Source organism: Curtobacterium sp. ME12 (assembly GCF_903970855.1).
Lineage (GTDB): Bacteria > Actinomycetota > Actinomycetes > Actinomycetales > Microbacteriaceae > Curtobacterium > Curtobacterium poinsettiae_A.
This window is the reverse complement of record NZ_CAJCKD010000016.1, coordinates 1-25,206: the sequence shown is the minus strand read 5'-3', so window position 1 is coordinate 25,206 and position 25,206 is coordinate 1. Positions and strand designations below refer to the sequence as shown.

The window sequence follows — 25,206 nt, the reverse complement described above, 5'->3', positions numbered from 1 at the left end:
CGATCCTACCGACGCGAGCCGTGCCTCCCGGGCCGCGTTACGCACCCGTCCGCTCAGCCGCAGCTGCCCACGGTCCGCAGGCCGTCCTCGTTGAGCGGCAGCGCGTCCGCGGTGATCCGGACCGTCGCGTCCGACTTCGACACGTCGAGCGAGCGCACCCGCAGCGGCTCGGGCAGGAACTGCGCGGTGCAGACCTGCACCGGGACGCCGGTGACGCCCGGGATCGAGTCGACCTTGAGGCCGAGGTCGGAGTTCGTGATCCGGACGCTCTCCGGGGTGATCGTGATGCCGCGGCCGTCGTCCTGCGCGACGACGGCACCCTTCGCCGCGTAGGTGATGTCGTAGCCGAGCACCGACGACGACCCCGTCAGTTCGACGCCGCCGTCGACCAGGTTCAGCCGGTCGAACAGCGGGCTGTACTTCGCCAGGTCCTTGACGCTCGACGACGCCAGGGTGACCGTGCCGTCGACGTCGCGGACACCGCCCTTGCCGTCCACCGGGACGTCCTGCGCGGTGACGTCGGCGGCGAGCGGGATGCCGTCGACGGTGAGCTTCGCCGAGGAGATCTCGACGCGGTCGAGCGTGCCGCTGATCAGCTGCGGGATGACGATGCCCTCGGCGTGGGCGTCGACCTCGCCGGTCGTGCCGTCCGGCAGCGACTGCTCGACCTGCTGGGCGATGATCCGGTCGACGACGCCGCGCAGCACGAGCTCGGCGATCACGACGAGGGCTGCGAGCACAACGACGACCACGAGCAGGACGACGGGCCAGCGGCGGCGCGGGGTGGGGCGTTCGGTGGCTGCGGGCATGCGTCCCACCCTGCCAGTCCGGTCTGCGGCGCAGCTGCGGCCCGGCTGCGGCCGGGCTGCGGCCGGGGCTGCAGAACGCCGGTGTTCGCGCTCGACACCCCGGGATGCGGGTGTTCGGTGCGCGAACACCGGTGTTCTGCGGGAAGCGCGACCGCTACATGCGGGAGGGAGCCGACACGCCGAGCAGGCCGAGGCCGTTCCGGACGACCTGGCCGGTGGCGTCGTTCAGCCACAGGCGCGTGCGGTGCAGGTCGGTCACGGGCTCGTCGCCGAGGGGCGTGACACGGCAGGAGTCGTACCAGCGGTGGTACAGGCCGGCGAGCTGTTCGATGTACCGCGCGATGCGGTGCGGCTCGCGCAGTTCGGCGGCGTGCCGGACCACTCGCGGGTACTCGGCGAGGGCTCCGAGGAGCGCGCTCTCGGACTCGTGGGTCAGCAGCGAGGCGTCGAACACGGACCGGTCGACCCCGGCGGCCGCGGCGTTCCGGGCCACCGACTGGGTGCGGGCGTGGGCGTACTGCACGTAGAAGACGGGGTTGTCGTTCGTGCGCTTCGTGAGCAGGTCGAGGTCGATGTCGATCGCGGTGTCGCTGGCGAAGCGGACCAGGGCGTACCGGCCGGCGTCGACACCGACGGCGTCGACGAGGTCCTCCATCGTGACGATGGTGCCGTTGCGCTTCGACATGCGCATCGGTTCGCCGTCCTTGAGCAGGTTCACCATCTGCCCGATCAGGATCTCGAGGTTCTTGCCCGGCTCGTCCCCGAACGCGGCGCACATCGCCATCATGCGGCCGACGTAGCCGTGGTGGTCGGCACCGAGCATGATCAGGTTCCGCTCGAACCCGCGCTCGCGCTTGTCGAGGTAGTACGCCAGGTCGCCGGCGATGTACGCGGGCTCGCCGTCCGACTTGATGACGACGCGGTCGCGGTCGTCGCCGAAGTCGGTCGTGCGGAGCCACTCGGCGCCCTCGGCCTCGTACATCACGCCGGCCGACCGCAGCCGGGCGATGGCACGCTCGACGGCCTTCGACTCGTGCAGGGCGTTCTCGTGGAAGTAGACGTCGAAGTCGACGCCGAAGTCGTGCAGCGACGACTTGATGTCGGCGAACATGAAGTCGACGCCCTCGCGACGGAAGAGCTCCTGCGCCTCGTCGCGCGGCAGGTCGCGAACGTCGATGCCCGGCTCGAGGGTCGCGATGACCCGTGCCGCGATCTCGGCGATGTAGGCACCGCCGTAGCCGTCCTCGGGCGTGGGCTCACCGAGTGCGCTGGCGACGAGGGAGCGGGCGAAGCGGTCGATCTGCGCGCCGTGGTCGTTGAAGTAGTACTCGCGGGTGACGAGCCCGCCCTGCGCCTGGAACACGCGGGCCAGGCTGTCGCCGACCGCGGCCCAGCGGACGCCGCCCATGTGGATCGGGCCGGTGGGGTTGGCGGAGACGAACTCCAGGTTGATCCGGACGCCGTCGTACAGGTCGCCGGTACCGAAGGACTCGCCGCCGTCCACAATGGTGCGCGCGATCTCGCCGGCGGCGGCCGCCTCGAGCGTGATGTTGATGAAGCCGGGACCGGCAACGTCGACGGAGTCCACACCGTCGAGCTCGGTCAGCTCCCCGGCGATCTCGGTCGCGAGCTCGCGCGGGTTCGTGCCGAGCCGCTTCGCGAGCTGCATGGCCGCGTTCGAGGCCCAGTCGCCGTGGGCGCGGTTCTTCGGACGCTCGAGCACCACGTGGGACTCCTCGATCGTCACGGTCTCGGACGCGCCTCGGCGCTCGACGATCCCGGTCAGGATCGACAGGTACGCGGCGGAGAGTTCGGCTGGAGTCACGAGGACCGATCCTACCGGGACGCCCAGGTCCGCACCGGTCGATGCAGCATCATGTCGGGATGACCCCCCGCAGCCGTGCCCGGGCGCTCACCGTCGCCACCCTCACCACCGCAGCAGCCGTCGTGCTCGCCGGGTGCTCGGGCGGCGGAGACGGCACCCCGTCGGCCACTGCGACCCCGGCGGGCAAGCCGGTGTCGCAGACCTGCGCGGAGCTCCTGCCGTCGAGCGCGCTGTCGGTGTACGGGCAGACCTTCGAGCTCGACGACTCCTTCACCCCGGCGAAGGGCTCCCCCGCCGCGGCCATCGCGAAGCAGCAGGGCCGCGTCTGCCGGTTCGTCAGCACCGACCCGGACGCCACGGCGATCACGCTCGCGGTCGCCGACCTGCCTGAGAAGTCGCTCACCAACCTGAAGGACGCCCTGTACGAGCGGGGCGGCTCCGTCCCCACCTACCGCGTGGAGGGCTACTTCGCCCTGAGCGGCGACGTCGGCCGCGCGGACGCCTTCGCCGACCCGTACTGGATCACCGCACAGTCGACGCTGTTCACCGAACCGGGTGGCGCGCAGCCCGTCGTCGACGCGGTGCGCGCCGCGCTGCAGCCGTCCGCGTCGGCGACGGCCACGCCCGGGGGCTGACGCGGTGCGGCGGCCGCGCACGGTGTCGGGGCCGCCGACTGGTGCGAGGTTGCGTGCGTGGTGCGCGTTTGCAGCGCCGCACGGGACACGGAACCTCGCACCAGCTCGCGACGGACGCACCGTGCGGGCGGGAGGCCCGTGGCGGGCCCGCACCCTGCCTCCTGGCCGTCCGACGCCACGTCCACACCGCGACACGCGCTGTCCGGCACCACCCGCCGGACCTGCTACGGTTGTTGACACCCCTTGGCCCCCATAGCTCAGGGGATAGAGCACTGCCCTCCGGAGGCAGGGGCGGAGGTTCGAATCCTCCTGGGGGCACTGGAAATCGCCGACCAAGGTGACGTCTCCGTTCCGCGGAGTCGGTACCGGCCGATGTCGCCTGCGGCGACTGCCCCCCGTTGAGGTCCTCCCCTCCGGGTCCGGTCGCGCTTCTGGTGGCTGGTGCCCTCGTCGAGTGAGCAGAACGCGCCGAGTCGGGGCGGGTGATCCGACGTCTTCTGCTCACTCGGCGCACGACGCAGCCGTCCAGTGCGGCACCGTCCGTTCCCGAGCAGGACACCTCGACCCCCTAGGATCACGGGCCGGTCGTCCCGCACGCGACCGGGAAGAGGCCTCGATGACCACCGGCACCGGGAACGCGCAGCTCGAACTCGCCCGCGGCGGCGACGCACCCGCACCACGGACCCTGTTCGACGTCCTGGCGGCGACCGCGGCGACCCACCCGGACGCGACCGCCCTCGAGGACCCTGCCGGCGGCGTCGACTACGCAGCCCTGCTCGACCTCGTGCGCGCGCAGGCCGACGACCTCGCCCGCCGCGGCGTCCGACGGGGTGACCGGGTCGGGGTGCGGATCCCCTCCGGCGGACGTGACCTGTACCTGTCGATCCTCGCCGTGCTCGCCGCCGGAGCAGCGTACGTGCCGGTCGACGCCGACGACCCCGAGGAGCGCGCCACCCTGGTGTTCGGCGAGGCCGGTGTCGTCGGGGTGATCGGCGCGGGCGGCGTCCTGCGAGACCGTGCCGGCGCCGAGCTGCCGGTGACGGACCCTGCGGCGAGCGCCGAACTCCCCCGCGAGACCGATGACGCGTGGATCATCTTCACGTCCGGGTCGACCGGGGTGCCGAAGGGCGTGGCGGTCACCCACCGCAGTGCAGCGGCGTTCGTGGACGCCGAGGCGCGGATGTTCCTGCAGGCGGCGCCGATCGGTCCGGGCGACCGGGTGCTGGCGGGGTTGAGCGTGGCGTTCGACGCGTCGTGCGAGGAGATGTGGCTGGCGTGGGGGCACGGCGCGGCGCTGGTGCCGGCGCCCCGGTCGCTCGTGCGGACGGGTGTGGACCTGGGGCCGTGGCTCATCGCGCACACGATCACGGTGGTGTCGACGGTGCCGACGCTCGCGGCCCTGTGGCCGGACGACGCGCTCGAGCAGGTGCGGCTCGTCATCTTCGGTGGTGAGGCGTGCCCGCCGGAGCTGGCGGCGCGCATCGCCTCGCGCGATCGGGAGCTCTGGAACACGTACGGTCCGACCGAAGCCACCGTCGTCGCATGCGGCGCGCTGATGGACGGCGGGTCACCGGTGCGGATCGGGCTGCCGCTGGACGGGTGGGACCTGGCCGTCGTCGATGCGTCGGGAGCCCGTGTTGCGCCCGGGGACGTCGGTGAGCTGGTGATCGGTGGTGTCGGGCTGGGGCGGTACCTGGACCCGGCGAAGGACGCCGAGAAGTACGCGCCGTTCCCCGAGCTCGGGTGGGAGCGGGCGTACCGGAGCGGCGACCTGGTGCGGTACGACCCGGAGGGGCTGGTGTTCCAGGGCCGTGCGGACGACCAGGTCAAGCTCGGTGGTCGTCGGATCGAGCTGGGCGAGATCGAGGCGGCGCTGCAGGCGCTGGACGACGTCGCGGGCGGTGCCGCGGTGGTGCAGCGGACCCCGGCGGGCAACCAGGTGCTGGTCGGCTACGTCGCCCCGGTGGCGGGGGCGACGGTGGACGTGACTGCCGCGAACGCGCGGTTGCGCGCGGAGCTGCCGGCGGCGCTGGTGCCGTTGGTCGCGGTGGTGGAGTCGCTGCCGACGCGCACCTCGGGCAAGGTGGACCGGGCAGCGCTGCCCTGGCCGCTGCCTGGAGCGTCCGAGGCGGCGATGCTGCCGGACACGGTCGCGTGGATCGCCGAGCGGTGGTCGGCGATCCTCGGGGTGCCGGTGGCGAGTGTCGACGACGACTTCTTCGCGCACGGCGGCGGGTCGTTGACGGCGGCGCAGCTGGTGTCGGCGATCCGGGAGCGGTTCCCGTCGACGACGGTGGCGGACGTGTACGACCATCCGCGGATCGGTGCGCTGGCGGCGGCGCTCGACGAGTCGGGTCCGGTGGCGGCGTCCTCGCGGGACGTCGCTCCGGTGCCTCCGGCGACCGGGCTGCTCATGACGGTGCTCGGGTTGCCGGTGCAGGTGCTCCGGGGGCTGCGTGTCCTGACGTGGACGGCCGTTGTGGCTGCGGTGCTGCACGCGACGACGCTGCCATTCCTGCCGGTGCTGCCGTGGCCGGTGCTCGTGCTGGCGGTGCTGGTGTTCGTGACGCCGATCGGCAAGATGGCGCTGACGGTGGTGCTGGCGCGGCTGCTGCTCGCCGGGGTCCGGCCGGGGTCGTACTCCCGTGGCGGTCCGGTGCACCTGCGGGTGTGGCTGGCCGAGCGCATCGCCGAGGCCGTCGACGGCCCCTCGACGGCGGGCGCCCCGTGGATCAGCTACTACGCCCGGGCACTCGGTGCGCGGATCGGCAGGGACGTCGACCTGCACACGCTGCCACCCGTGACCGGGATGCTCACGATCGGCAAGCGTGCGTCGATCGAGCCCGAGGTCGACCTGGCCGGGCACTGGCTCGACGGCGACGTGTTCCACCTGGGGCACGTCCGCATCGACGAGGACGCCGTGGTGCGCAGCCGGACGACGCTGCTGCCCGGGGCGCACGTCGGTGCGGGTGCCGAGATCACCGCGGGTTCCGCCGTCGGCGGCCCGGTGCCCGCGGGCGAACGCTGGGCAGGGGCGCCTGCGGAGCGCACCGGGTCGGCTCGCGACGACCGGGAGGCCCGCCCCGCGACCCGCAGACGCTGGCTGCTCGCGTACGGGGCCGGGTCCCTGGCCGTGGCCGGGTTGCCGGTGGTCGGTGTCGCGGTCGGACTGCTGGTCGCCCTCGCCCTGGTCGGGCGGGCGTCGACCCTCGGGGACGCGGTGCTCCGCGCGCTGCTGACGGTCCCCCTGGCGACGGTCGTCGCCGGTGCGGTGTACGCGCTGCTGGTGGTGGTCGCGGTGCGGCTGCTCGGCATCGGCCTGCACGAGGGCCGACACCCGGTGCGCTCCCGGACCGGCTGGCAGGTGTGGTCGACCGAGCGGGTGCTCGATGCGGCGCGCACCCTGCTGTTCCCGCTGTATGCCTCGCTCGTGACGCCGGTGTGGCTGCGGCTGCTCGGCGCCCGGGTCGGTCGGGACACCGAGATCTCGACGGTGCTGCTCATCCCCGCGCTGACGCAGATCGCTTCGGGAGCGTTCCTGGCCGACGACACGATGGTGGCGACGTACGAGCTCGGCGGCGGTCGGGTGCGGATCGGTCGCTCGAAGGTCGGCCGTCGGGCGTTCCTCGGCAACAGCGGGATGACGGGCGCCGGACGCTCGGTGCCGCGCGAGGCCCTGGTGGCGGTGCTGTCCGCGGTGCCGAAGAAGGCCAAGCGCGGCTCGTCGTGGCTCGGGTCGCCCCCGGTGCGGCTGCGGCGTGCGGCGACGGAGTTCGACGAGGCGCGCACGTTCCGTCCGTCCAGGCGGCTGAAGGTCGCCCGCGGCTGCTGGGAGCTGCTGCGCCTGGTCGCCCCGATGGTGTCCGCAGCCATCGCGCTCGGCGTCGCCGGAGCCCTGCTGGCGCTGTGGTCGGCCGTCGGGATCGGGTGGACGGTGCTGCTCGCCGGGCCGGTGCTCATCGCCGCCGGTGCCGTCGCCGCCGTGGTCTCGACGATCGCGAAGTGGGCGTTCGTCGGCCGGATCACGGCCCGGGAGCATCCGCTGTGGTCGTCGTTCGTGTGGCGCAACGAGGTGCAGGACACGTTCGTCGAGACCGTCGCGCGCCCCTGGTTCGCCGAGCAGGCCACCGGCACCCCCGCGCTGGCCGTCTGGCTGCGGAGCCTCGGTGCGACGATCGGCCGCGGCACCTGGCTCGAGACGTACTGGCTGCCCGAGGCCGACCTCGTGACCATCGGCTCCGGGGCGTCGGTGGCGCGCGGCACGGTCGTCCAGACGCACCTGTTCCACGACCGCGTGATGCAGCTCGACACCGTCCGACTCGACGCGGGCGCGACGCTCGGGCCGCACAGCGTGGTCCTACCGGCGGCCGGCATCGGTGCGGGGGCGACCGTCGGGCCGTCCTCGCTCGTCATGCGCGGTGAGCAGGTACCGACGGGCTCCCGCTGGTCCGGCAACCCGATCGCTCCGTGGACATCGGCAGCCCCCTCGGTGACCGCCCCACCGGCGCCATGAGGTTGACTGTCCCCGTGCCCTCCGATCCCGCCGCAGACCCGTACACCCCGCACAGCGGCGACCGACGGTGGAGCGCCGAGCACTACGAGCTCCGTCTCGACTACCGCGTCGCCACGAACCGGCTGGACGGCACCGCCACGATCACCGCGCGCGCCCTCGAGCCGCTCGACAAGGTCGTGATCGACCTGCACGGGCTCACGGTCGACCGGGTCGACGTCGACGGACGCCGGGCCAAGAAGGTCTCGACCGCGACGCACAAGGTGACGGTCACCCCGGCCGACCCCATCGCCGCCGACACCGTGTTCAGCGTGCACCTGCGGTACCGCGGCACCCCGCACCCCGTCCGGAGCGCATGGGGGCAGGTCGGCTGGGAAGAACTGTCCGACGGCGTCATCGTCGCCGCGCAGCCCACGGGGGCGCCCTCGTGGTTCCCGTGCAACGACCGCCCCGACGACAAGGCCACGTACCGGATCGAGATCGCGGCCGAGGCGGCGTACGACGTCCTGGCGAACGGGGAGCTGCTCGCCAAGGAGCGCGACCGTGTCGGCACCCGCTGGACCTACGCCACCACCGAGCCGATGGCGACCTACCTGGCGACCGTGCAGATCGGCCGGTACCGCACCACGAAGCTGCGCACGAGCGGGGTGCCCGTCACGCTGCACCACCCCGCCGACCTCGCCGCCGCCGCGAAGACCGACTTCGGACAGGTGCCGCAGATGCTCACGCTGTTCGGTGACCGGTTCGGCCCGTACCCGTTCGCGGCGTACGGCGTCGTGGTGACCGACGACGACCTGGAGATCCCACTCGAGGCCCACGGCCTGGCGGTGTTCGGCCGGAACCACGTCGACGGCGAGCACGGCACCGACCGCCTCATCGCCCACGAGCTCGCCCACCAGTGGTTCGGCAACTCCGTCACGGTCGCCCGGTGGCAGGACATCTGGCTGCACGAGGGGTTCGCCTGCTACGCCGAGTGGCTGTGGTCCGAGGACCGCGGCGACGACACCGCGGACCAGCTGGCCGAGCGGTACCGGCAGGGACTGCTCGAGCAGCCGGAGGACCTGGTGGTCGGTGACCCGGGCGCGGAGGACATGTTCGACGACCGCGTCTACAAGCGCGGCGCCCTCGCCCTGCACGCCGTCCGCCGCACGATCGGCGACGGCGCCTTCTTCACCGGGCTGCGGAGCATCACCGAGCGGCACCGGCACGGATCCGTCACCGTGCCCGACGTGCTCGGTGCGTTCGCGGATGCGGCCGGCAGTTCCGTCGCTCACGTCCGTGCGGTGGCCGGGCCCTGGATCGACGAGGCGTCGGTGCCGGCGCTGCCCGCTGGCGAGCAGGCTCCGCCGCGTCGGCTGGCAGGCTCCGCCGCCGCGTCGGCTAGCCGGCCAGCTCGCCGTCGACCGGGTCACAGCTGACCTCGGACCACACCGCGTCGAGCGACAGCCCGACCACACCGGCGACCGACGCGATGGTCGAGAACGCCGGCGTCGCGATGCGGCCGGTCTCGATCTTCCGGAGCGTCTCCGGCGAGATCCCCGCGGCCAGGGCGGTGTCCACGATCGATCGCGGACCACGGGCACGACGGAGCAGCGCACCGAGGCGACGACCACGCGCGACCTCGTCGGGGCGGAGTGGGAGACGGACCATGACCACATAGTAATACCGGTATGATCATCCGCGTGATCGAGATCCTGACCCCCGCCGAGGTCGACAAGGGCCGCGCCACCGGAGCCCTCGTCGGCACGATCCTGCACACCCTGCGCGAACGCACCCGCGTCGGCACGAACCTGCTCGAGATCGACCGGTGGGCGAAGCAGATGATCGAGGCCGCTGGCGCCGACTCCTGCTACGTCGACTACGCACCCTCGTTCGGCCGCGGTCCGTTCGGCCACCACATCTGCACGGCCGTGAACGACGCCGTCCTGCACGGGCTGCCGCACGACCAGGCGCTGCAGGACGGCGACCTGCTGACCCTCGACCTCGCGGTGTCCCTGGACGGCATCGCCGCCGACGCCGCGATCAGCTTCGTCGTCGGCACCGCACGCCCCGAGGACCTCGCACTCATCGACGCCACCGAACGCGCGCTGGCCGCGGGCATCGCCGCCGCCGGACCGGGCGCCCGCATCGGTGACCTGTCCCACGCGATCGGCACCGTGCTCGAAGCCGCGGGCTACCCGGTGAACGTCGAGTTCGGCGGACACGGCATCGGCTCGACCATGCACCAGGACCCGCACGTGTCGAACACCGGGCGCGCCGGTCGCGGCTACACGCTCCGGCCCGGGCTCCTGCTCGCGCTCGAACCGTGGGTGATGGCGGACACCGACGTCCTGGTCACCGACGCCGACGGCTGGACCCTGCGGAGCGCCACCGGAGCGCGGACCGCCCACACCGAGCACACGATCGCGATCACCGAGGACGGCGCCGAGGTGCTCACGCTCCCCCGCTGACCGTCCCGACGACCTCGACGGGCAGGCCACCCGCCGCGACGACGAGCACCACGTCCGGCGCGGGGTACAGCACGGTGAGCGGTCGTTCGACGCCCTCGAACCGGGCCGTGCCGGCGGCCACGTCGACCTCCACCGCGATCGGGTCGACGCGCAGCCCGCGTCCGTCGCGTTTCAGCACGGCCTCCTTCGCCGCCCACGCTGCGGCGAGGAGCGCCGGATTCCCGTCGGCTCGACGGAGTTCGTCCGGAGTGAAGACGTCGAGCGGCGCAGCGGCGACCCGCGACACCCGTTCGACGTCGACGCCGAGCGCCGACGGACCGACCGCGAGGGCGACGACCCCCGGCGCGCGCGACAGGCTCACGCCGACCGGGACGCCCGCGGCGGTCGCCCACGGACGACCGTGGTCGGTCCCCGCACAGTGCGGGCAGACGCGCCCCGCGCGCACCGCGACCGGGTCGACGCCGGTCGCCGACGCGACGGCAGCGAGCAGCGCCTCCCGGTCGTCCGCGCGGTCAGCAGCCGACGTCCGGAGCGTCACCGTGACGGTCTGGAGGCACGACCCGACGACCGGGGCAGCGCCCGTCGGTCGTGTGGTCGCGCCCAGGGCGGATCAGGCGTGCGTCAGCGCGATGAGCGCGACGTTCATGGTGCTGTACAGGCCTTCGGAGCGGGTCGCCTGGCGAACTCGTCCGCGCAGGACCTCGTAGCGGCCGTCGTGCTCGCGCACGAAACCGATCACGCCCGTCGCCGGAGTCGACACCCGGTGGTAGCCGTCCTCGAGCGGGACGACCTCGGTGCTCGTGGTGCGTTCCATCGTTCTTCCCCTTCCGTTCATCCTCGAACAGTGGCGCCAGCATACCCCGGTCCGGGGGACAAGACGTCCACAGGAAGCACGGTCCGGAGCGTTCCCCCAGAGTCTGTCCGTGCCCCTGCGTGGCCTGGATAGACTCCGGGCGACAGCGCACTCGTGGCGCGGTCCGGGGCGGTGCCACGGGGTACCGACCGGCGACGGACGGAGGACGGATGCGAGCGGTCCAGCACGGATCGGGCACGGACGGATCGAACGGGCACAGGGGGACAACGCGGCTGTGGAGCCGCGTGACGGCCGCCCTCGTCGCCATGCTGATCGTCCTGGCTCCGGCAGCGACCGCCCACGCCACGGCACCCGTCGACCTGGGCGGCGCGTACGTCCTCGACGAGGCCGACGCGTTGACCGCATCCCAGCAGGCGCGGGTCGAGCAGGCCGTGCAGGACCTGTACTCCGACACCCAGACGCAGCTGTTCGTCGTGTTCGTACCGTCCTTCACCAACCCCACCGACCACACCGAGTGGGGTCGGGCCGTGCTCGAGCAGAACCAGATCGACACCGACGGCATCCTGCTCTCGGTCGCGGTCGACGAGCGGAACTACGACGTCCAGCAGACGAACGAGACCGCGATCTCCTCGTCCGACGTCGAGAACGCCGTCAACGACTCGCTGCTCCCCGAGCTCAAGCAGGGCGACTGGTCCGGAGCCGCCGTGGCCTTCGCCGACGGGCTGACCCAGTCGCAGGCCCCGGTCGACCTCACCTGGCTGTGGATCCTGCTGCTCGTCGTGGTCGTCGGGCTCATCGTCGTGGTCCTGGTCATCCGGACCCGGAACAAGCGCCGCACCGCCGCAGCCACCGAGGCGCAGGAGGCCTCGCTCGCCGACCTCGAACGCACCGCCGGCGGCGCCCTGGTCACCATCGACGACGAACTCCGCACCGCCGAGCAAGAGGTCGGGTTCGCGAGCGCGCAGTTCGGCCCGGACGCCGCCAAGCCCTTCGCCGACGCCGTACAGGCCGCCCAGCGCGAGGTCCGCAAGGCCTTCGCGATCCGGCAGCAGCTCGACGACGAGGTCCCCGACACCCCGCAGCAGCGCGCTGAGTGGGCGAACCAGATCATCGTCATCTGCGAACGCGCGCACGCCGCGATCGAGGAGCAGACCGAGGCGTTCGACCAGCTCCGCTCGCTCGAGGACGGCATCGAGGACGCAGCCGCGTCGCTCGCCCAGGCCGTGGCCGCCGCACCGGCCTCGGTCGGCGCCGCCGCCGCTGCCCTCGACCGCGTCCGCGCCCGCTACACCGGTCGCACCCTCGCCACCGTGTCGGACAACGTCGATCAGGCCCACCAGGTGCTCGCCTTCGCCACCGAACGGTCGAACGCCGCCACCGCGTCGATCGCCGCCGGTGACAAGGGCGAGGCGGTCGTCGCCGTCCGCGACGCCCAGCACGCGCTCGCCCAGGTGCAGCAGCTCACCGACGGCGCACTCGCCGCCGAGCAGTCCTTCGACGAGGCCACCGCCCGCGCCGAGGCGATGCGCATCGACATCCAGGGGGACGTCGCCGCCGCCCGCAGCCTGCGCTCGGGCGGGCCGGACCTCGCCGCCGCGGTCACCCGTGCCGAGGCCGTGCTCCGCCAGGGGCTCGACCCGAGGGACCCGGTGGCGGCCGTCGACGCGCTGACCCGGGCGAACACCGAGATCGACCAGGCCATCGCCGCGGCGCGGGGTGCCGAGGAACAGCGCCAGCGCGCCACCCAGGCGCTCGACGCGGCCCTGCGCGACGCCCGCAACCGGATCAGCCAGGCCCGTGACTACGTGTCCCTGCACCGCGGCGGCATCGGACCGACCGCTCGGACCCGGCTGTCCGAGGCCCAGCGTGCCTACGACGACGCCGTCGAGCTCGCCCCGAGCAACCCCGGCCAGGCGCTCAACGCCGCCCGCGCGGCCGAGCAGTACGCGGCCGCCGCGATGGACGCCGCGAACGACGACCTCGGCGGCTGGGGTGGCGGCCAGGGCGGCGGCGGTGCCCAGCTGGGTGGTCTCGTCACCGGACTCGTCCTCGGCGGCCTGCTCGGCGGTCGCGGCGGCAGCAACGGCGGCGGCTCCTTCGGGGGCGGGGGCTTCGGCGGAGGCGGGGGCTTCAGCGGCGGGGGCGGCTTCGGCGGAGGCGGCGGCGGGGGTGGCGGCGGCTTCTCCGGCGGCGGCCGCTTCTGACCCGACCGGCTCCCCCGGCACCCCAGAACCAGACCCGACCCGACCCGACCCGACCACACCGTCCACAGGACTTCCACGAAAGGGAACAGCAATGGCCAAGCAGACCATCTTCGGACGCATCTCCACCCTCGTGCGCGCGAACATCAACCAGATCATCGACGACGCCGAGGACCCGCAGAAGATGCTGGACCAGCTCGTCCGCGACTACACGAACAACATCGCCGACGCGAAGACCGCGATCGCGCAGACCATCGGCAACGTGCGCCTGCTCGAGCAGGACCACGAAGAGGACAAGAAGGCCGCGGTCGAGTGGGGCCAGAAGGCCGCCAACGCCTCCGCCGCAGCCGACAAGTACCGCTCCGAGGGCAAGTCAGCCGAGGCGGACAAGTTCGACAACCTCGCCAAGATCGCGATCGGCAAGCAGATCGCCGCCGAGCAGGAGGTCAAGGACGCGGAGCCGAACCTGGCGTCGCAGAACGAGGCCGTCGAGAAGCTCAAGTCCGGTCTCGCCGGCATGGAGCAGAAGCTCGAGCAGCTCCGCGCGAAGCGGGACAACCTCGTCGCCCGCTCGAAGACCGCCGAGGCGCAGTCCCGCGTCAACGACGCTCTCGGCAACATCGACGTGCTCGACCCGACGAGCGACCTCGGCCGCTTCGAGGAGAAGGTCCGCCGCGAAGAGGCGAAGGTGCTCGGCCAGCAGGAGCTGCAGTCGTCCAGCCTCGACGCCCAGTTCGAGAGCCTCGAGGACGTCGGCAAGGACGCCGAGGTCGAGGCACGACTCGCCGCGCTGAAGTCCGGCGGATCCTCGAGCATCTGACGAACGCCCTGACGACGCCGGACCCCAGCTGACAGACTGAGACGATGCACTTCCTCGTGGTCGGTCAGTGGCAGGGTTCGGCGTCGTCGCGCGCGATGCGACTCGGGGACGGCGCGTCGGCGATCGCGGCCGACCTCCCCCGGGCGTCCACCACCGTGGTCGACGTCCCGGCCGGAGCGGGTGACCGCCTCGAGACCGCCGTCGCCCGCTACACCTCGGTGCTCGCCGTCGCCGAACGCGTTGCGGAAGAGACCGCCGTCGCCACGGAACCGGTGCTCGTCGTCGGCGGTGACGGCGCCAGTGTCCTCGGCGCGACCGCCGCCCTCGCACCGGACACCGCGTTCGTCCGCATCTCCGGCTCCGGCGGGTACCGCGCGCTCAACCGGGCCCAGCCCGTCGCCGCCGAGACCGCCGCCCTGCGCCTGCTGGTCGACCGCCCCGACGACCTGTTCCCCGGCCTGCCGGTGGTGCCGGCGTCCTCGGTCGTCGTCGCCGGGGTCCGCGGCGTCGAGGACGCCGAACGGGCCGCCCTCGACAGGGCCGGGATCGTGCACCTCGACGTCGACGCCGCCACCCCGGACGCCCTCGCCGCAGCGGTCGAACGGACCGGTGCCGCATCGGTCTTCGTGCACGTCGACCTCGACGTCCTCGACCCGTCCGAGGTCGACGGACTCCTCGAACCCGTCCCGTTCGGCCTCGACGGCGCAGCGCTCGTCGAGCGCATCCAGGCCGCGACCCGCGGCCGGCGCCTCGTCGGCGCCGCGCTCACCGGGTTCGCCCCCGTCGACCCGGACCGGGCGGTGGACGACCTCGGCGTGATCCTGCGCGTCGTCGGAGCGGTGACCAGCGCCTCCCGGGTGGGCTGACCACCGGCACGACGCGACCGGCGGACCCCCTGCCGTTCCGCGTACGCTCGGGAGCATGACGGACTACGACCTCATCGTGATCGGAGCCGGCGCTGTCGGCGAGAACGTGGCGGACTACGCCAGGAAGCGCGGCCTGTCGGTCGCGATCGTGGAGGCCGAGCTCGTCGGCGGCGAGTGCTCCTACTGGGCGTGCATGCCCTCGAAGGCGCTCCTGCGCAGCGGACACGCCCTCGCCGCGGCGAAGCGGCTCGACGGTGCGAAGCAGGCCGTGACCGGCACGCTCGACGCCGCCCACGTGCTCGCCCGACGCAACTCGTTCACCTCGGACTGGAAGGACGACAGCCAGGTCTCGTGGCTCGAGTCCGCCGGCATCGACCTGATCCGCGGGCACGCCCGCATCACCGGCCCGAAGACAATCGACGTCGACGGTGCGACGCACACCGCGCGCGCCGCCGTCGCGGTCGTCACCGGTTCCCTGCACACGTTGCCGCCCGTGCCCGGTCTCGCCGACGCGAAGCCGTGGGGCACCCGCGAGGGCACCAGCGCCCAGCAGGTCCCCGAGAGCCTGCTCGTCATCGGCGGCGGTGTCTCCGGCTCCGAGCTCGCGACAGCGTGGGCATCCCTCGGCGCGAAGATCACCCTCGTCGCCCGGCACGGTCTGCTCGGCGGCATGGAGCCCTTCGCCGGAGAACTCGTCGCCGACTCCCTGCGCGAACTCGGCGTCGACGTCCGCACCGGCGTCAACCCCGTCCGGGTCGACCGCGACGAGCACGGTCTCGTCACCACGGAGCTCGACGACGGCACCACGGTGATCACGAGCGAGGTGCTCGCCGCCACCGGTCGCGCCGCACACACGCGTGACCTCGGGCTCGAGACCGTCGGCCTGACCGCGGGCGACTGGCTCGACGTCGACGACACCATGCTCGTGCACGGCACTGACTGGCTGTACGCGGTGGGTGACGTCAACCACCGCGTCCTGCTCACGCACCAGGGCAAGTACCAGGCGCGTGCCGCCGGTGAGGCGATCGCCGCGCGGTACCAGGGCACGCCGCTCCACACCGAGCCGTGGGGTGCACACGTCGCCACCGCCGACCACGCCGCTTCGCCGCAGGTCACCTTCACCGACCCCGAGGTCGCGAGCGTCGGACTCACCGAGGCGAAGGCCCGCGAGCAGGGGCTGAACGTCCGCGCGGTCGAGTACGACCTCGGTGCGATCGCCGGGTCCGCCCTGCAGGCAGACGGATACGCGGGCCGCGCGAAGATGGTCGTCGACGAGGACCGCGGGGTCGTCGTCGGCGTCACGTTCGTCGGCCAGGACGTCGCCGAGATGCTGCACGGAGCCACCGTCGCCGTCGTGGGCGAGGTCTCGATCGACCGGCTGTGGCACGCCGTGCCGGCCTACCCGACTATGAACGAGATCTGGCTCCGCCTGCTCGAGACGTACGGCCGCCCAGCCTGAGCGTGCGCAACCCGCTGCTCGACTCCCCCGTGTCCCGTGCGGGGTGGGTGTTCGCGACGGCCGTCGGGCTCGCCGTGGGCGTCCCCCTGTCGACCGGGCGGATCCGGGTGGAGGACGGGCTCGTGGTCTGCACGGGGCTGCCGCGCTGGGTCTTCCGGCGCGGCGGCACCTGCGTCGGGTCGGTGTACCTGACCCGCGACAACGACGGCCCGCGGGTGCTCCGGCACGAGCGGGTGCACGTCGAGCAGTGGCGCCGGTACGGGATGCTCATGCCGCTGCTCTACGCCGTCGCCGGGCGGGATCCCCTGCGCAACCGGTTCGAGGTCGAGGCTGGCCTGGAGGACGGCGGCTACCGCTGACGGGTGCGGGTGCGGGGCGGGTGCGGCGTGGGTCTGCTGCGGCCGTGCCGACCGGGGGTCGGTCGGTCACAACAACCCGCCGGATGCGCGGCGAGCGGTCGCAGACCGTCGCCTGCGGCTCCGCCAGCCGACAGCTCGCGACCACTCGACGCCCGGGTCACGACGAGTCGTGACCACCCGGCGGCGGGCCGGCCAGGCGACGGAACGCGACCGGTCGACGGCCTGGAGGCGCGCGGCGGCGCCGCATCGGACCTCCCGGCCGCCGCGCCCCACCCCACTGCACCCGCCGGCCGGTCGCAACACCCCGCCTACCCCGCGGCGAGCGGTCGCAGACCGTCGCCTGCGGCGCCGCCAGCCGTCAGTTCGTGACCACTCGACGCCCCGCCGACGACGAGTCGTGACCACTCGCGGCGGGCCGGCCAGCCGACAAGACGCGACCGGTCAACAGCCTGGAGGCGCGTGTCGGCGCCGGAACAGAGTCCCGGCCGGTCGCAACACCCCGCCTGGGCCGCGGCGAGCGGTCGCAGGCCGTCGCCTGGGGCACCGCCAGCCGACACTTCGTGACCGCTCGACGCGCGCGCCACGACGCGTCGTGACCAGCCTCCGCGCGTCAGGCCGCGGGTCGCCGCGGCACCACGAGGGGCGTGCCGGTCTCGGGGTCGGGCACGACGACGCACGGCAGGCCGAAGACGTCCTCGACGAGGTCCGCGGTGAGCACCGACGACGGCTCCCCCGCCGAGACGATCGCCCCGTCGCGCATCGCGATGACGTGAGTGGCGTAGCGCGCGGCCTGGTTCAGGTCGTGCAGCACCGCGACGACCGTGCGACCGGCGGCGTGCAGCGTGGAGGCCAGTTCGAGCACGTCGTACTGGTGCGCGATGTCGAGGAACGTCGTCGGCTCGTCGAGCAGCACGATGTCGGTCTGCTGCGCGAGCACCATCGCGATCCACACCCGCTGCCGCTGCCCGCCGGAGAGTTCGTCGACGCTGCGATCGGCCAGCTCCACCGTCGACGTCTGCTCGAGTGCGGCCTGCACGGCCTGCCGGTCGGACCCGGACGACGGGTGCAGCAGGTCCTGGTGCGGGAAGCGGCCCCGCGACACCAGGTCGCGCACGGTGATGCCGTCGGGGGCGATCGGGGTCTGCGGGAGCATGCCGACCCGCCGGGCGACGGCCTTCGGGCGGTACGAGTCGATCGGCGCACCGTCGAGGAACACCGTGCCGGCGCGGGGTTTCAGGGTGCGGGCGAAGGACTTCAGCAGCGTCGACTTGCCGCAGGCGTTCGGCCCGACGATGACCGTCAGTTCGCCGTCGGGGATGTCGACGTCGAGCGTGTCCACCACGACCCGGTCGTCGTAGGCCAGGGTCAGCCCACGGGCCCCCAGCGCGGTGGTCGGGACCGGACCGAGCGCGGTGCCCGCGGCCGGCATCAGTGCTCGGCCTTGCCGTGCCGCCAGTACCCCATGAACGCGACCTGCTTGCGGTCGATGCCGACGCCGCGCACCAGGTGGCGGCGGAGTTCCTTGACGCAGCCGGCCTCACCGGCGATCCACGCGTAGACGGGACGCTCGTCGACAGGAGCGGGGACGTCCCACAGCACCTGCTCGTCGACGTCGACGTCGGTGAGCTCGGCGGCCGGCTCGCACGCGGCGGCGGACGCCGGCACGACGGTGGAGGCCCAGGCGTGCACCTGGTCGGTCATCCGGACCCCGTGGGTGGCGCCGTTGCGGGCGATCCAGCGGACCTCGACCCCGGCGGGCGCGGTCACCGGCAGCCGGTCGGCGTCGGTGGGCACCTCGATGAAGACGTGGCCGACGGTCGAGACGTCGAGGGCTTCGAGGATGGCGCAGATGGCCGGTGCGGCGGTCTCGTCCCCGGCGAGCAGGATCCGGTTCGCGTGCCCGGGGGCGAACTCGGCGGCACCGGTCGGCAGGTCCTCCGGCGACTCGGGGACGCGCGGCCCGACGATGCGGAGCTCGTCGCCGATGCGGCAGGCCGACACCCAGCGCGACGCCGGACCGGTGTCGCCGTGGGCGACGAAGTCGATGTCGAGCTCACGGGCGTCCGGCCGGAACGAGCGGACCGTGTACGTGCGGAGCGGGTTGCGGGCGTCGTCCGGCAGCGCACGCCAGGCGGCGTACCAGTCCTCGTCCTCCGGCAGTTCCGAGAAGCCGATGCCGGGCAGGGGCAGCACGATCTTGATCCGCTGGTCGAGACCGACCGAGGAGAAGTCGGCGAGCGCGTCGCCCGTCAGCGTGACCCGGACGAAGTTCGGGGTGAGTGACGTGACGGCGGCCACGCGGACGGAGAAGACGCGATACCGGGTTGCCACGGAATCGAGTATGGCATGCCTTACCTAACGTCTCCAGGCCCCCGGAACGGTGCGAGGATCGTCCCCGTGTCCGAAGCCCCCGACGACGAATTCGCCGACCTGCCCGCCCTCGCCAGCGCGAGCGGCGTGACCACGCCGCTCCGCGCCTCCAGGCAGGTGGTCCGCACCGCGGACGGGCAGGAGACCTCCGCGATCCGGTGGGGCGACGACGGCCAGGAGGCCCGGATCACCTACCTGCACGGGCTCGGCATCGACGCCCACAGCTTCGACACCACGGCACTCGCCGTGAGCGAGCCGGCGGTCGCCCTCGACCTGCCCGGCCACGGCCGGTCGTCGTGGCGGGAGGACGCGGACTACGCGGCGGCCGCGACGGCGCCGAGCGTGCTCGCCGCGCTCGACGCGCTCGCGGTGCCGCCCGGGATCGTCGTCGGCCACTCGCTGGGCGCCATCCTGTCTGCTCGACTCGCAGCCACGGCACCGGAGCGGGTCACCGGACTCGTACTCGTCGACATGTCGCCGGACTTCGCGCAGCGCGCGGTCGACCGGATCGCCCGCGCGCTGGAGGCCGAGGAGCCGTTCGAGTCCCTCGAGCAGGTCGTCGACCGGGCGATCGAGGCGCGGGTCGGCGACGACCGGCAGGTGCTGCTGCGCGAGGCCCGGCACACGACGGCCCTCGGTGCGGACGGGCGACTCGTGCGCCGCCACCACTTCCCGCACCTGCCCGCCGGGCGGACGTCGTCGGTGGGGCGCTTCGCCGACGCGTGGCCCGACCTCGAGGCACTGCGCGTGCCGATCCTGCTCGTCCGGGGTGACCGCGGGTACGTCTCCCCGAAGCTGCACGCCGGGTTCGCCGAACGCCTGCCGGACGCCGAGATCGTGACGGTGACCTCGCGGCACGCGGTGCAGAACCAGGCACCGCTCGAACTGGCTTCGGCGATCCGGGCATGGGCGGAGCGGCACGGATTGTTGCATCCGATCGAAGAACCGTCGCCGGACGGCACCAGCCGCCGGTACCCTCGTGCGAGCGCGAGGCCCGATCCCAGCCCTCGCGCCCGGAAGGAACCCACAACCCCATGAGTCCGCTCCTGCCCCGTCGCACCGCGCGCACCTCGCGCATCGGGCGCGCCGCCCTCGCCGCCACCGCGGTCGCCGTCGTCTCCGCCCTGGCGCTGGCCGGCTGCTCCGGTTCGTCCGACACCACCGGGGGCAAGGACGCCACGGTGCGCGTCGGGCTGGTGCTCGAGCCGACGAGCCTCGACATCCGCACCCAGTCCGGGGCGGCGCTCGACCAGGTGCTCATCGACAACGTGTACCAGGGGCTCGTCGGCCGGACCGCCGACGGCGAGATCCGTGACGTGCTGGCCTCGTCGCACGAGGTCTCGGACGACGGGCTGACCTACACGTTCACGCTGCGGGACGGCACGACGTTCCAGGACGGCAAGCCGGTCACCGCGGCCGATGTCGTGTGGTCGCTCGAGCAGGTCAAGTCGAACGACTCGTACGTCGACTCCGCCAAGCTCGCGGGCGTCACGTCGATCACCTCGCCGTCGGACGACTCCGTCGTGCTGCAACTCGCGAAGCCCGACTCCGACCTGCTCTGGAACCTGACCGGCCGCTCGGGCCTGGTGCTCGAGAAGGCCGCGGACAACGACCTCTCCGACAGCGCCAACGGCACCGGCCCGTTCGAGGTGGCCGACTGGAAGCAGGGCGACTCGCTCACCTTCGACCGCAACGAGGACTACTGGGGCACGAAGGCGAAGGTCGCGAAGATCGTCTTCCGGTACATCACGGACCCGTCGACCGCCGTCAACGCGATGGCGAACGGTGACCTCGACGTCCTGAACCCGGTCGACGGCACGCTGCAGAGCCAGCTGCAGGGCAACGCCGACATCGCGCTCCACAGCGGCAAGACGACCGACAAGTACACACTGGCGTTCAACGACCGCAAGGAACCCTTCACCGACGAGCGCGTGCGCCGGGCGATCCGGCAGGCGATCGATGCGAAAGCGCTCATCAAGGCGATCGGCGGCACCGGCGTGGAGCAGGGCGGCCCGATCCCGGAGCTCGACCCGGGCTACGAGGACCTGACCGACATCGACGCGTACGACCCCGCGAACGCGAAGAAGCTCCTGGCCGCCGCCGGGCAGCAGGACCTGAAGCTGACGCTCACCTACGCGAACATCTACCCGACCACGATCGGCGACGTGCTGAAGTCGCAGCTCGCCGATGTCGGCATCACCCTGACGGTCGAACGCGTCGACTTCGCCACCTGGCTGTCCTCGGTGTTCCAGGCGCCGAAGTCCGGCGAGCGGGACTTCGACCTGTCGATGGTCGACCACGTCGAGGCCCGTGACTTCGGCAACTGGGCGAACCCGGACTACTACTTCGGCTACGACAACGCGAAGGTGCAGGCGCTCTACGCCCAGTCGATCGCGGCGACCGACGAGGCCACGAAGACCGAGGCACTCCGGAAGGCGGCACGCATCGTCAGCGAGGACGCGGCCGGCGAGTGGCTCTACACGGCGACCGAGATCACCGCGGTGCGCTCCGGCGTGACGGGCTTCCCGGTCGACGGCGGGAACTCACGCCTCGACCTGGCGAAGCTCGCGGTCGAGTGAAGCGGGGCGGGCGCGTGCGGCGCAGCGGCCGCGGCGGGGTGTCCGTCCCCGTAGCATCGGTGTCGTGACCCGGTTCCTCATCGGGCGGGTGCTCCTGCTCGTCGTCGGCCTGCTCGTGGCGAGCGTCATCATCTTCGCCACGCTCCGCGTGCTGCCCGGTGACGTCGCCCAGGTCGTCGCCGGCACGCAGTCGACCCCCGCGCAGGTGGAGCAACTCCGGCAGCAGCTCGGACTCGACCGGCCCGTCGTGGTGCAGTACCTCGACTGGATCGGCGGGGTGTTCCGCGGTGACCTCGGCCGCTCCCTGGTGACGAACGGCGCCGTCGCACCGGAGATCGCCCAGAAGCTCGCGATCACCCTGCCACTCGCTGCGATGTCCCTGGCGACCGCGCTGGTGATCGGCGTCCCGCTCGGGGTGGTCGCCGCGGTGCTCCGTCGCCGACCGGGCGGTGCGGTGATCGGGTTCGCGGCGCAGGCGGTCGCCGCCGTGCCCGTCGTGTGGGCCGGCATGCTCCTGGTCGCCCTGTTCGCGGTGACGCTGCACTGGCTGCCGACGCAGGGCTTCCCGCTCGACGGCTGGTCGGAACCCGGGCGGGCGTTCGCGTCACTCGTGCTGCCCGCGCTGACGATCGGTGCCGTCGAGGGTGCCGTGATCCTCCGGTTCACCCGGTCCGCCACGCTCTCCGTGCTCGATGCCGACCACCTGCGCACCGCCGCCGCCGTCGGGCTCACCCGCACGCAGGCGCTGCTCCGACACGGCCTGCCGAGCGTCGCCCTCACGGTGCTCGCCGTGCTCGGGGTGCAGATCGCCGGGCTGCTCGTCGGGGCCGTCGTCGTCGAGCAGCTGTTCTCCCTGCCCGGAGTGGGCCGGATGCTCGTGACCGACGTCGGCCGCCGCGACATCACGAAGGTGCAGTCGGAGCTGCTCGTGCTCACCGGACTCGTGCTGCTCGTCGGGTTCGCCGTCGACGTCGTACACCGCACCCTCGATCCCCGACAGCGCGAGGTGCAGGGATGATCCGCCGCCTGGTGTCCCGGCCGACCGGGGTCTTCGCCGTCGTCGTGCTCGGACTGCTGCTCGTGCTCGCCGCCGTGTCGCTCGTCTGGACGCCGCAGGACCCGTTCCGCGCCGACCCGTTCCACCAGTGGGAGGGTCCGAGCGCCGCGCACTGGTTCGGTACCGACGCCGCCGGCCGCGACATCGCGAGCTACCTGCTCGCCGGCACCCGCACCACCGTGCTCGTCGCCGTCGGCTCCGGGGTGATCGCGAGCTTCGTCGGGATCGTCCTCACGGCGATCGGTTCGCTCACCGCCCGCTGGGTGCGCGAGGGCACGGCGGTCCTGCTCGACATCCTGGTGGCGTTCCCGACCCTGCTCACCGCGATGCTCCTGACCGCGGTGTTCGGCGGCTCGCTCGGTGTCGTGATCGTCAGTGTCGGGCTGTCCTTCGGCGTGACGATCGCCCGCGTGGCCAGGGGCGAGATCCGCCGCATCGCCCGGAGCGACTACGTCACCGCTGCCCGGGCCTCGGGTGTCGGCGGTGCCGGGGTGCTGTTCCGCCACCTCGTGCCGAACGCGGCGCCCCTGTTCACCGTGCAGCTGTCGCTCGCGATGGCCACGGCCGTGCTCGCCGAGGCCGGGCTGTCCTACCTGGGCTACGGCGCCGGGTCGGACACCGCGTCCTGGGGCAGCCTGCTCTCCGACCTGCAGACCTACATCGGGGTCCACCCGTGGAGTGCGACCTGGCCGGGAGCCGCCATCGCCCTCGTCGTCGCGGCACTGTCGTTGCTCGGCGACGCGGTGCGTGACGCCTCCGACCCGCGGCTGACGACGAACGACCGCACCGATCCCGCCACGACGACCCCGGGGCTGACCGCATGACCGCCCACGCAGCCGGCACAGCCGGCACAGCCCACGCCACCGCAGCCTCCGGGCTCGAGGTGCGCGGGTTGTCGGTCCGCATCACGGGGCGGACGATCCTCGACGACGTCAGCTTCACCGTGCCTCCCGGCCAGCGCGTCGGCGTGATCGGCGCGAGCGGATCCGGCAAGTCGATGACCTCGCTCGCCCTGATGGGGCTGGAGCCCACCGGCGCCGTCGTGACCGGCAGCGTCCGCCTGGACGGCACCGAACTCGTCGGGCTGCCCGACCGCGAGCGCGCACGACACCGCGGATCGGGCATCGCGATGGTGTTCCAGGAGCCGGGCACCGCCCTCGACCCGCTGCGCCGCGTCGGCGCGCAGATCGCGGAGCCGCTCCGGCTGCACCGCGGGCTCGACCGGCGTGCGGCCCGCGCGGCAGCCGTCGACCTGGCGGCGTCCGTGGGCCTGCCCGACCCGGAGTCGCTGCTGCGGCAGTACCCGCACCAGCTGTCCGGCGGGCAGCGGCAGCGGATCTGCATCGCGATGGCGATGGCGGGCGAGCCGTCGTACCTGGTCGCCGACGAGCCGACCACGGCGCTCGACGTCACGACCGAGGCCCGCATCCTCGACCTGTTCGAGCACCTGCAGGCGGGCATGGTGTTCGTCACCCACGACCTCGCCGTGCTCGCGCGCATCGCCGACACCGCGGTCGTCCTCGACGCCGGCCGGGTGGTCGAGCAGGGCCGCGTCGCGGACCTGCTCGCCGCACCGCAGCACCCCGCCACCGTCGCGCTGGTCGACGCCGCACGTGCCACTGCCAGGAGGATCGCCCCGTGACCCTCCCCGTCCTCGAGGCCACCGGTCTCCACCGCACCTACCGACTCCCCCGCCGCGGCCCGTTCGAGCCCGGTCCGGTCCGCACCGCCGTCGACGGGGTCGACCTGACCGTCGCCCCCGGCGCACGGCTCGGCATCGTCGGCGGATCGGGATCCGGCAAGTCGACGCTGGTCCGGTTGCTCGCCGGCCTGGAGGCTCCTTCCGCCGGCACCGTCGCCGCCTCCGGCCGTCCGGTGGTCGCGTCCCGGTCCGCGCGTGCGTTGCGATGGTTCCGTCGCGAGACCGGGGTGGTGTTCCAGGACCCGTACGCGTCCCTCGACCCGCGGATGCGCGTCGGCGCGATCGTCGCCGAGCCGCTGCGTGCCCTGCAGGTCCCGGGGTCGCACGCGTCGCTCGTGCGCGAGGTGTTGGAGCGCGTCGACCTGCCCGCCGACACGGTCGACCGGTTCCCGCACGAGTTCTCCGGCGGGCAGCGACAGCGGATCGCGATCGCCCGCGCCGTCGTGCACTCGCCGCGGATCCTGTTCGGCGACGAGCCGATGAGCGCCCTCGACGTGGTCGTCCGCGCCCGCGTGATCGAGCTGTTCCGGTCGCTCGCCGACGACCTCGGGCTGACGCTCGTGCTGGTGTCGCACGACATCGGTGTCGTGCAGCGGCTGTGCGACACGGTCGCGGTGATGTCCGACGGCCGGATCGTCGAGCACGGGCCGGTGTCGCTCCTGGACGCGCCGCAGCACCCGGTGACGAGGGCGTTGGTGGCGGCGGCGCCGACGCTGCCGTAGGCGGGCTGCGCGGGGCGGCGCGGAGCGG

The 25,206-nt window shown here is 73.1% G+C and carries 22 protein-coding genes and 1 tRNA gene; 16 read left to right on the top strand and 7 right to left on the bottom strand.

The genetic code is table 11. The annotated features are described in order from the left end of the window. Positions 1-53 precede the first annotated feature (53 nt). Both H7A73_RS09685 and argS read right to left on the bottom strand, forming a co-directional pair. Positions 54-809 carry an LmeA family phospholipid-binding protein gene (locus H7A73_RS09685; protein WP_182065779.1) on the bottom strand — a complete coding sequence of 252 codons (756 nt, stop codon included), beginning with the start codon at positions 807-809 and terminating at the stop codon, positions 54-56. 154 nt (positions 810-963) lie between these two features. Beyond that, the gene (gene argS, locus H7A73_RS09680) at positions 964-2,634 is read right to left on the bottom strand and encodes an arginine--tRNA ligase (RefSeq protein WP_056068838.1); all 1,671 of its coding nucleotides are present in this window, start codon (positions 2,632-2,634) and stop codon (positions 964-966) included. 59 nt (positions 2,635-2,693) lie between these two features. Between argS and H7A73_RS09675 the strand changes: the two genes are divergently transcribed. From H7A73_RS09675 to H7A73_RS09660, 4 genes are all read left to right on the top strand, one after another. After that, entirely contained in the window at positions 2,694-3,269 is a 576-nt protein-coding gene (locus tag H7A73_RS09675) for a hypothetical protein (RefSeq protein WP_182065778.1), read from the top strand. Positions 3,270-3,515: 246 nt separating this feature from the next. Further along, positions 3,516-3,587, top strand: a tRNA-Arg gene (locus H7A73_RS09670). 298 nt (positions 3,588-3,885) lie between these two features. After that, on the top strand, positions 3,886-7,782 hold the full coding sequence (locus tag H7A73_RS09665; RefSeq protein ID WP_182065777.1) for a Pls/PosA family non-ribosomal peptide synthetase: 3,897 nt from the start codon (positions 3,886-3,888) through the stop codon (positions 7,780-7,782). A 14-nt stretch (positions 7,783-7,796) separates the two neighbouring features. Next, positions 7,797-9,197, top strand: coding sequence for a M1 family metallopeptidase (locus H7A73_RS09660; RefSeq protein WP_259362813.1), 1,401 nt, complete (start codon positions 7,797-7,799; stop codon positions 9,195-9,197). Here H7A73_RS09660 and H7A73_RS09655 read toward each other — a convergent pair. After that, the gene (locus tag H7A73_RS09655) at positions 9,160-9,429 is read right to left on the bottom strand and encodes a helix-turn-helix domain-containing protein (protein WP_031259117.1); all 270 of its coding nucleotides are present in this window, start codon (positions 9,427-9,429) and stop codon (positions 9,160-9,162) included. The two genes, H7A73_RS09660 and H7A73_RS09655, sit on opposite strands and share 38 nt — an antisense overlap. A gap of 32 nt (positions 9,430-9,461) precedes the next feature. Here H7A73_RS09655 and map point away from each other — a divergent pair, with 32 nt between their 5' ends. Continuing rightward, positions 9,462-10,229 (top strand): type I methionyl aminopeptidase, encoded by a 768-nt coding sequence (gene map / locus H7A73_RS09650; RefSeq protein WP_182065775.1) that lies wholly within the window; start codon positions 9,462-9,464, stop codon positions 10,227-10,229. On the opposite strand, the gene H7A73_RS09645 is transcribed toward map, so the two are convergent. Continuing rightward, on the bottom strand, positions 10,213-10,767 hold the full coding sequence (locus H7A73_RS09645) for a 4'-phosphopantetheinyl transferase family protein (RefSeq protein WP_182065774.1): 555 nt from the start codon (positions 10,765-10,767) through the stop codon (positions 10,213-10,215). The two genes, map and H7A73_RS09645, sit on opposite strands and share 17 nt — an antisense overlap. A gap of 72 nt (positions 10,768-10,839) precedes the next feature. After that, positions 10,840-11,043: a hypothetical protein gene (locus H7A73_RS09640; RefSeq protein WP_071255966.1), complete on the bottom strand. Its 204-nt coding sequence runs from the start codon at positions 11,041-11,043 to the stop codon at positions 10,840-10,842. A gap of 284 nt (positions 11,044-11,327) precedes the next feature. On the opposite strand from H7A73_RS09640, the gene H7A73_RS18205 reads away from it, so the two are divergent. From H7A73_RS18205 to H7A73_RS09615, 5 genes are all read left to right on the top strand, one after another. Further along, positions 11,328-13,247 carry a TPM domain-containing protein gene (locus tag H7A73_RS18205; RefSeq protein WP_182065773.1) on the top strand — a complete coding sequence of 640 codons (1,920 nt, stop codon included), beginning with the start codon at positions 11,328-11,330 and terminating at the stop codon, positions 13,245-13,247. Between the two features lie 91 nt (positions 13,248-13,338). Further along, positions 13,339-14,064 carry a PspA/IM30 family protein gene (locus H7A73_RS09630; protein ID WP_182065772.1) on the top strand — a complete coding sequence of 242 codons (726 nt, stop codon included), beginning with the start codon at positions 13,339-13,341 and terminating at the stop codon, positions 14,062-14,064. Positions 14,065-14,108: 44 nt separating this feature from the next. Continuing rightward, on the top strand, positions 14,109-14,930 hold the full coding sequence (locus H7A73_RS09625; RefSeq protein WP_182065771.1) for an arginase family protein: 822 nt from the start codon (positions 14,109-14,111) through the stop codon (positions 14,928-14,930). A gap of 55 nt (positions 14,931-14,985) precedes the next feature. After that, positions 14,986-16,389, top strand: coding sequence for a dihydrolipoyl dehydrogenase family protein (locus H7A73_RS09620; protein ID WP_182065770.1), 1,404 nt, complete (start codon positions 14,986-14,988; stop codon positions 16,387-16,389). Between the two features lie 2 nt (positions 16,390-16,391). After that, complete coding sequence (locus H7A73_RS09615; RefSeq protein ID WP_175330772.1) at positions 16,392-16,748, top strand: Fe-S oxidoreductase; 357 nt, start codon at positions 16,392-16,394, stop codon at positions 16,746-16,748. A gap of 610 nt (positions 16,749-17,358) precedes the next feature. Here H7A73_RS09615 and H7A73_RS09610 read toward each other — a convergent pair. Both H7A73_RS09610 and H7A73_RS09605 read right to left on the bottom strand, forming a co-directional pair. Further along, positions 17,359-18,177, bottom strand: coding sequence for an ABC transporter ATP-binding protein (locus tag H7A73_RS09610; protein WP_182065769.1), 819 nt, complete (start codon positions 18,175-18,177; stop codon positions 17,359-17,361). Next, entirely contained in the window at positions 18,177-19,079 is a 903-nt protein-coding gene (locus H7A73_RS09605; protein ID WP_259362808.1) for a siderophore-interacting protein, read from the bottom strand. Before H7A73_RS09605 ends, H7A73_RS09610 begins: the two co-directional genes overlap by 1 nt. 66 nt (positions 19,080-19,145) lie before the next feature. Here H7A73_RS09605 and H7A73_RS09600 point away from each other — a divergent pair, with 66 nt between their 5' ends. The 6 genes from H7A73_RS09600 (at position 19,146) to H7A73_RS09575 (ending at position 25,178) form a co-directional block, all read left to right on the top strand. Continuing rightward, complete coding sequence (locus tag H7A73_RS09600) at positions 19,146-20,156, top strand: alpha/beta fold hydrolase (RefSeq protein WP_182065768.1); 1,011 nt, start codon at positions 19,146-19,148, stop codon at positions 20,154-20,156. Beyond that, positions 20,153-21,697: an ABC transporter substrate-binding protein gene (locus H7A73_RS09595; RefSeq protein WP_182065767.1), complete on the top strand. Its 1,545-nt coding sequence runs from the start codon at positions 20,153-20,155 to the stop codon at positions 21,695-21,697. The genes H7A73_RS09600 and H7A73_RS09595 overlap by 4 nt, the downstream gene beginning before the upstream one ends. A gap of 64 nt (positions 21,698-21,761) precedes the next feature. Next, the gene (locus H7A73_RS09590) at positions 21,762-22,715 is read left to right on the top strand and encodes an ABC transporter permease (RefSeq protein WP_071404591.1); all 954 of its coding nucleotides are present in this window, start codon (positions 21,762-21,764) and stop codon (positions 22,713-22,715) included. Further along, positions 22,712-23,578: an ABC transporter permease gene (locus tag H7A73_RS09585; protein WP_182065766.1), complete on the top strand. Its 867-nt coding sequence runs from the start codon at positions 22,712-22,714 to the stop codon at positions 23,576-23,578. Before H7A73_RS09590 ends, H7A73_RS09585 begins: the two co-directional genes overlap by 4 nt. Continuing rightward, on the top strand, positions 23,575-24,396 hold the full coding sequence (locus tag H7A73_RS09580) for an ABC transporter ATP-binding protein (RefSeq protein ID WP_182065765.1): 822 nt from the start codon (positions 23,575-23,577) through the stop codon (positions 24,394-24,396). Before H7A73_RS09585 ends, H7A73_RS09580 begins: the two co-directional genes overlap by 4 nt. Continuing rightward, the gene (locus tag H7A73_RS09575) at positions 24,393-25,178 is read left to right on the top strand and encodes an ABC transporter ATP-binding protein (RefSeq protein WP_182065764.1); all 786 of its coding nucleotides are present in this window, start codon (positions 24,393-24,395) and stop codon (positions 25,176-25,178) included. Before H7A73_RS09580 ends, H7A73_RS09575 begins: the two co-directional genes overlap by 4 nt. Positions 25,179-25,206 lie beyond the last annotated feature (28 nt).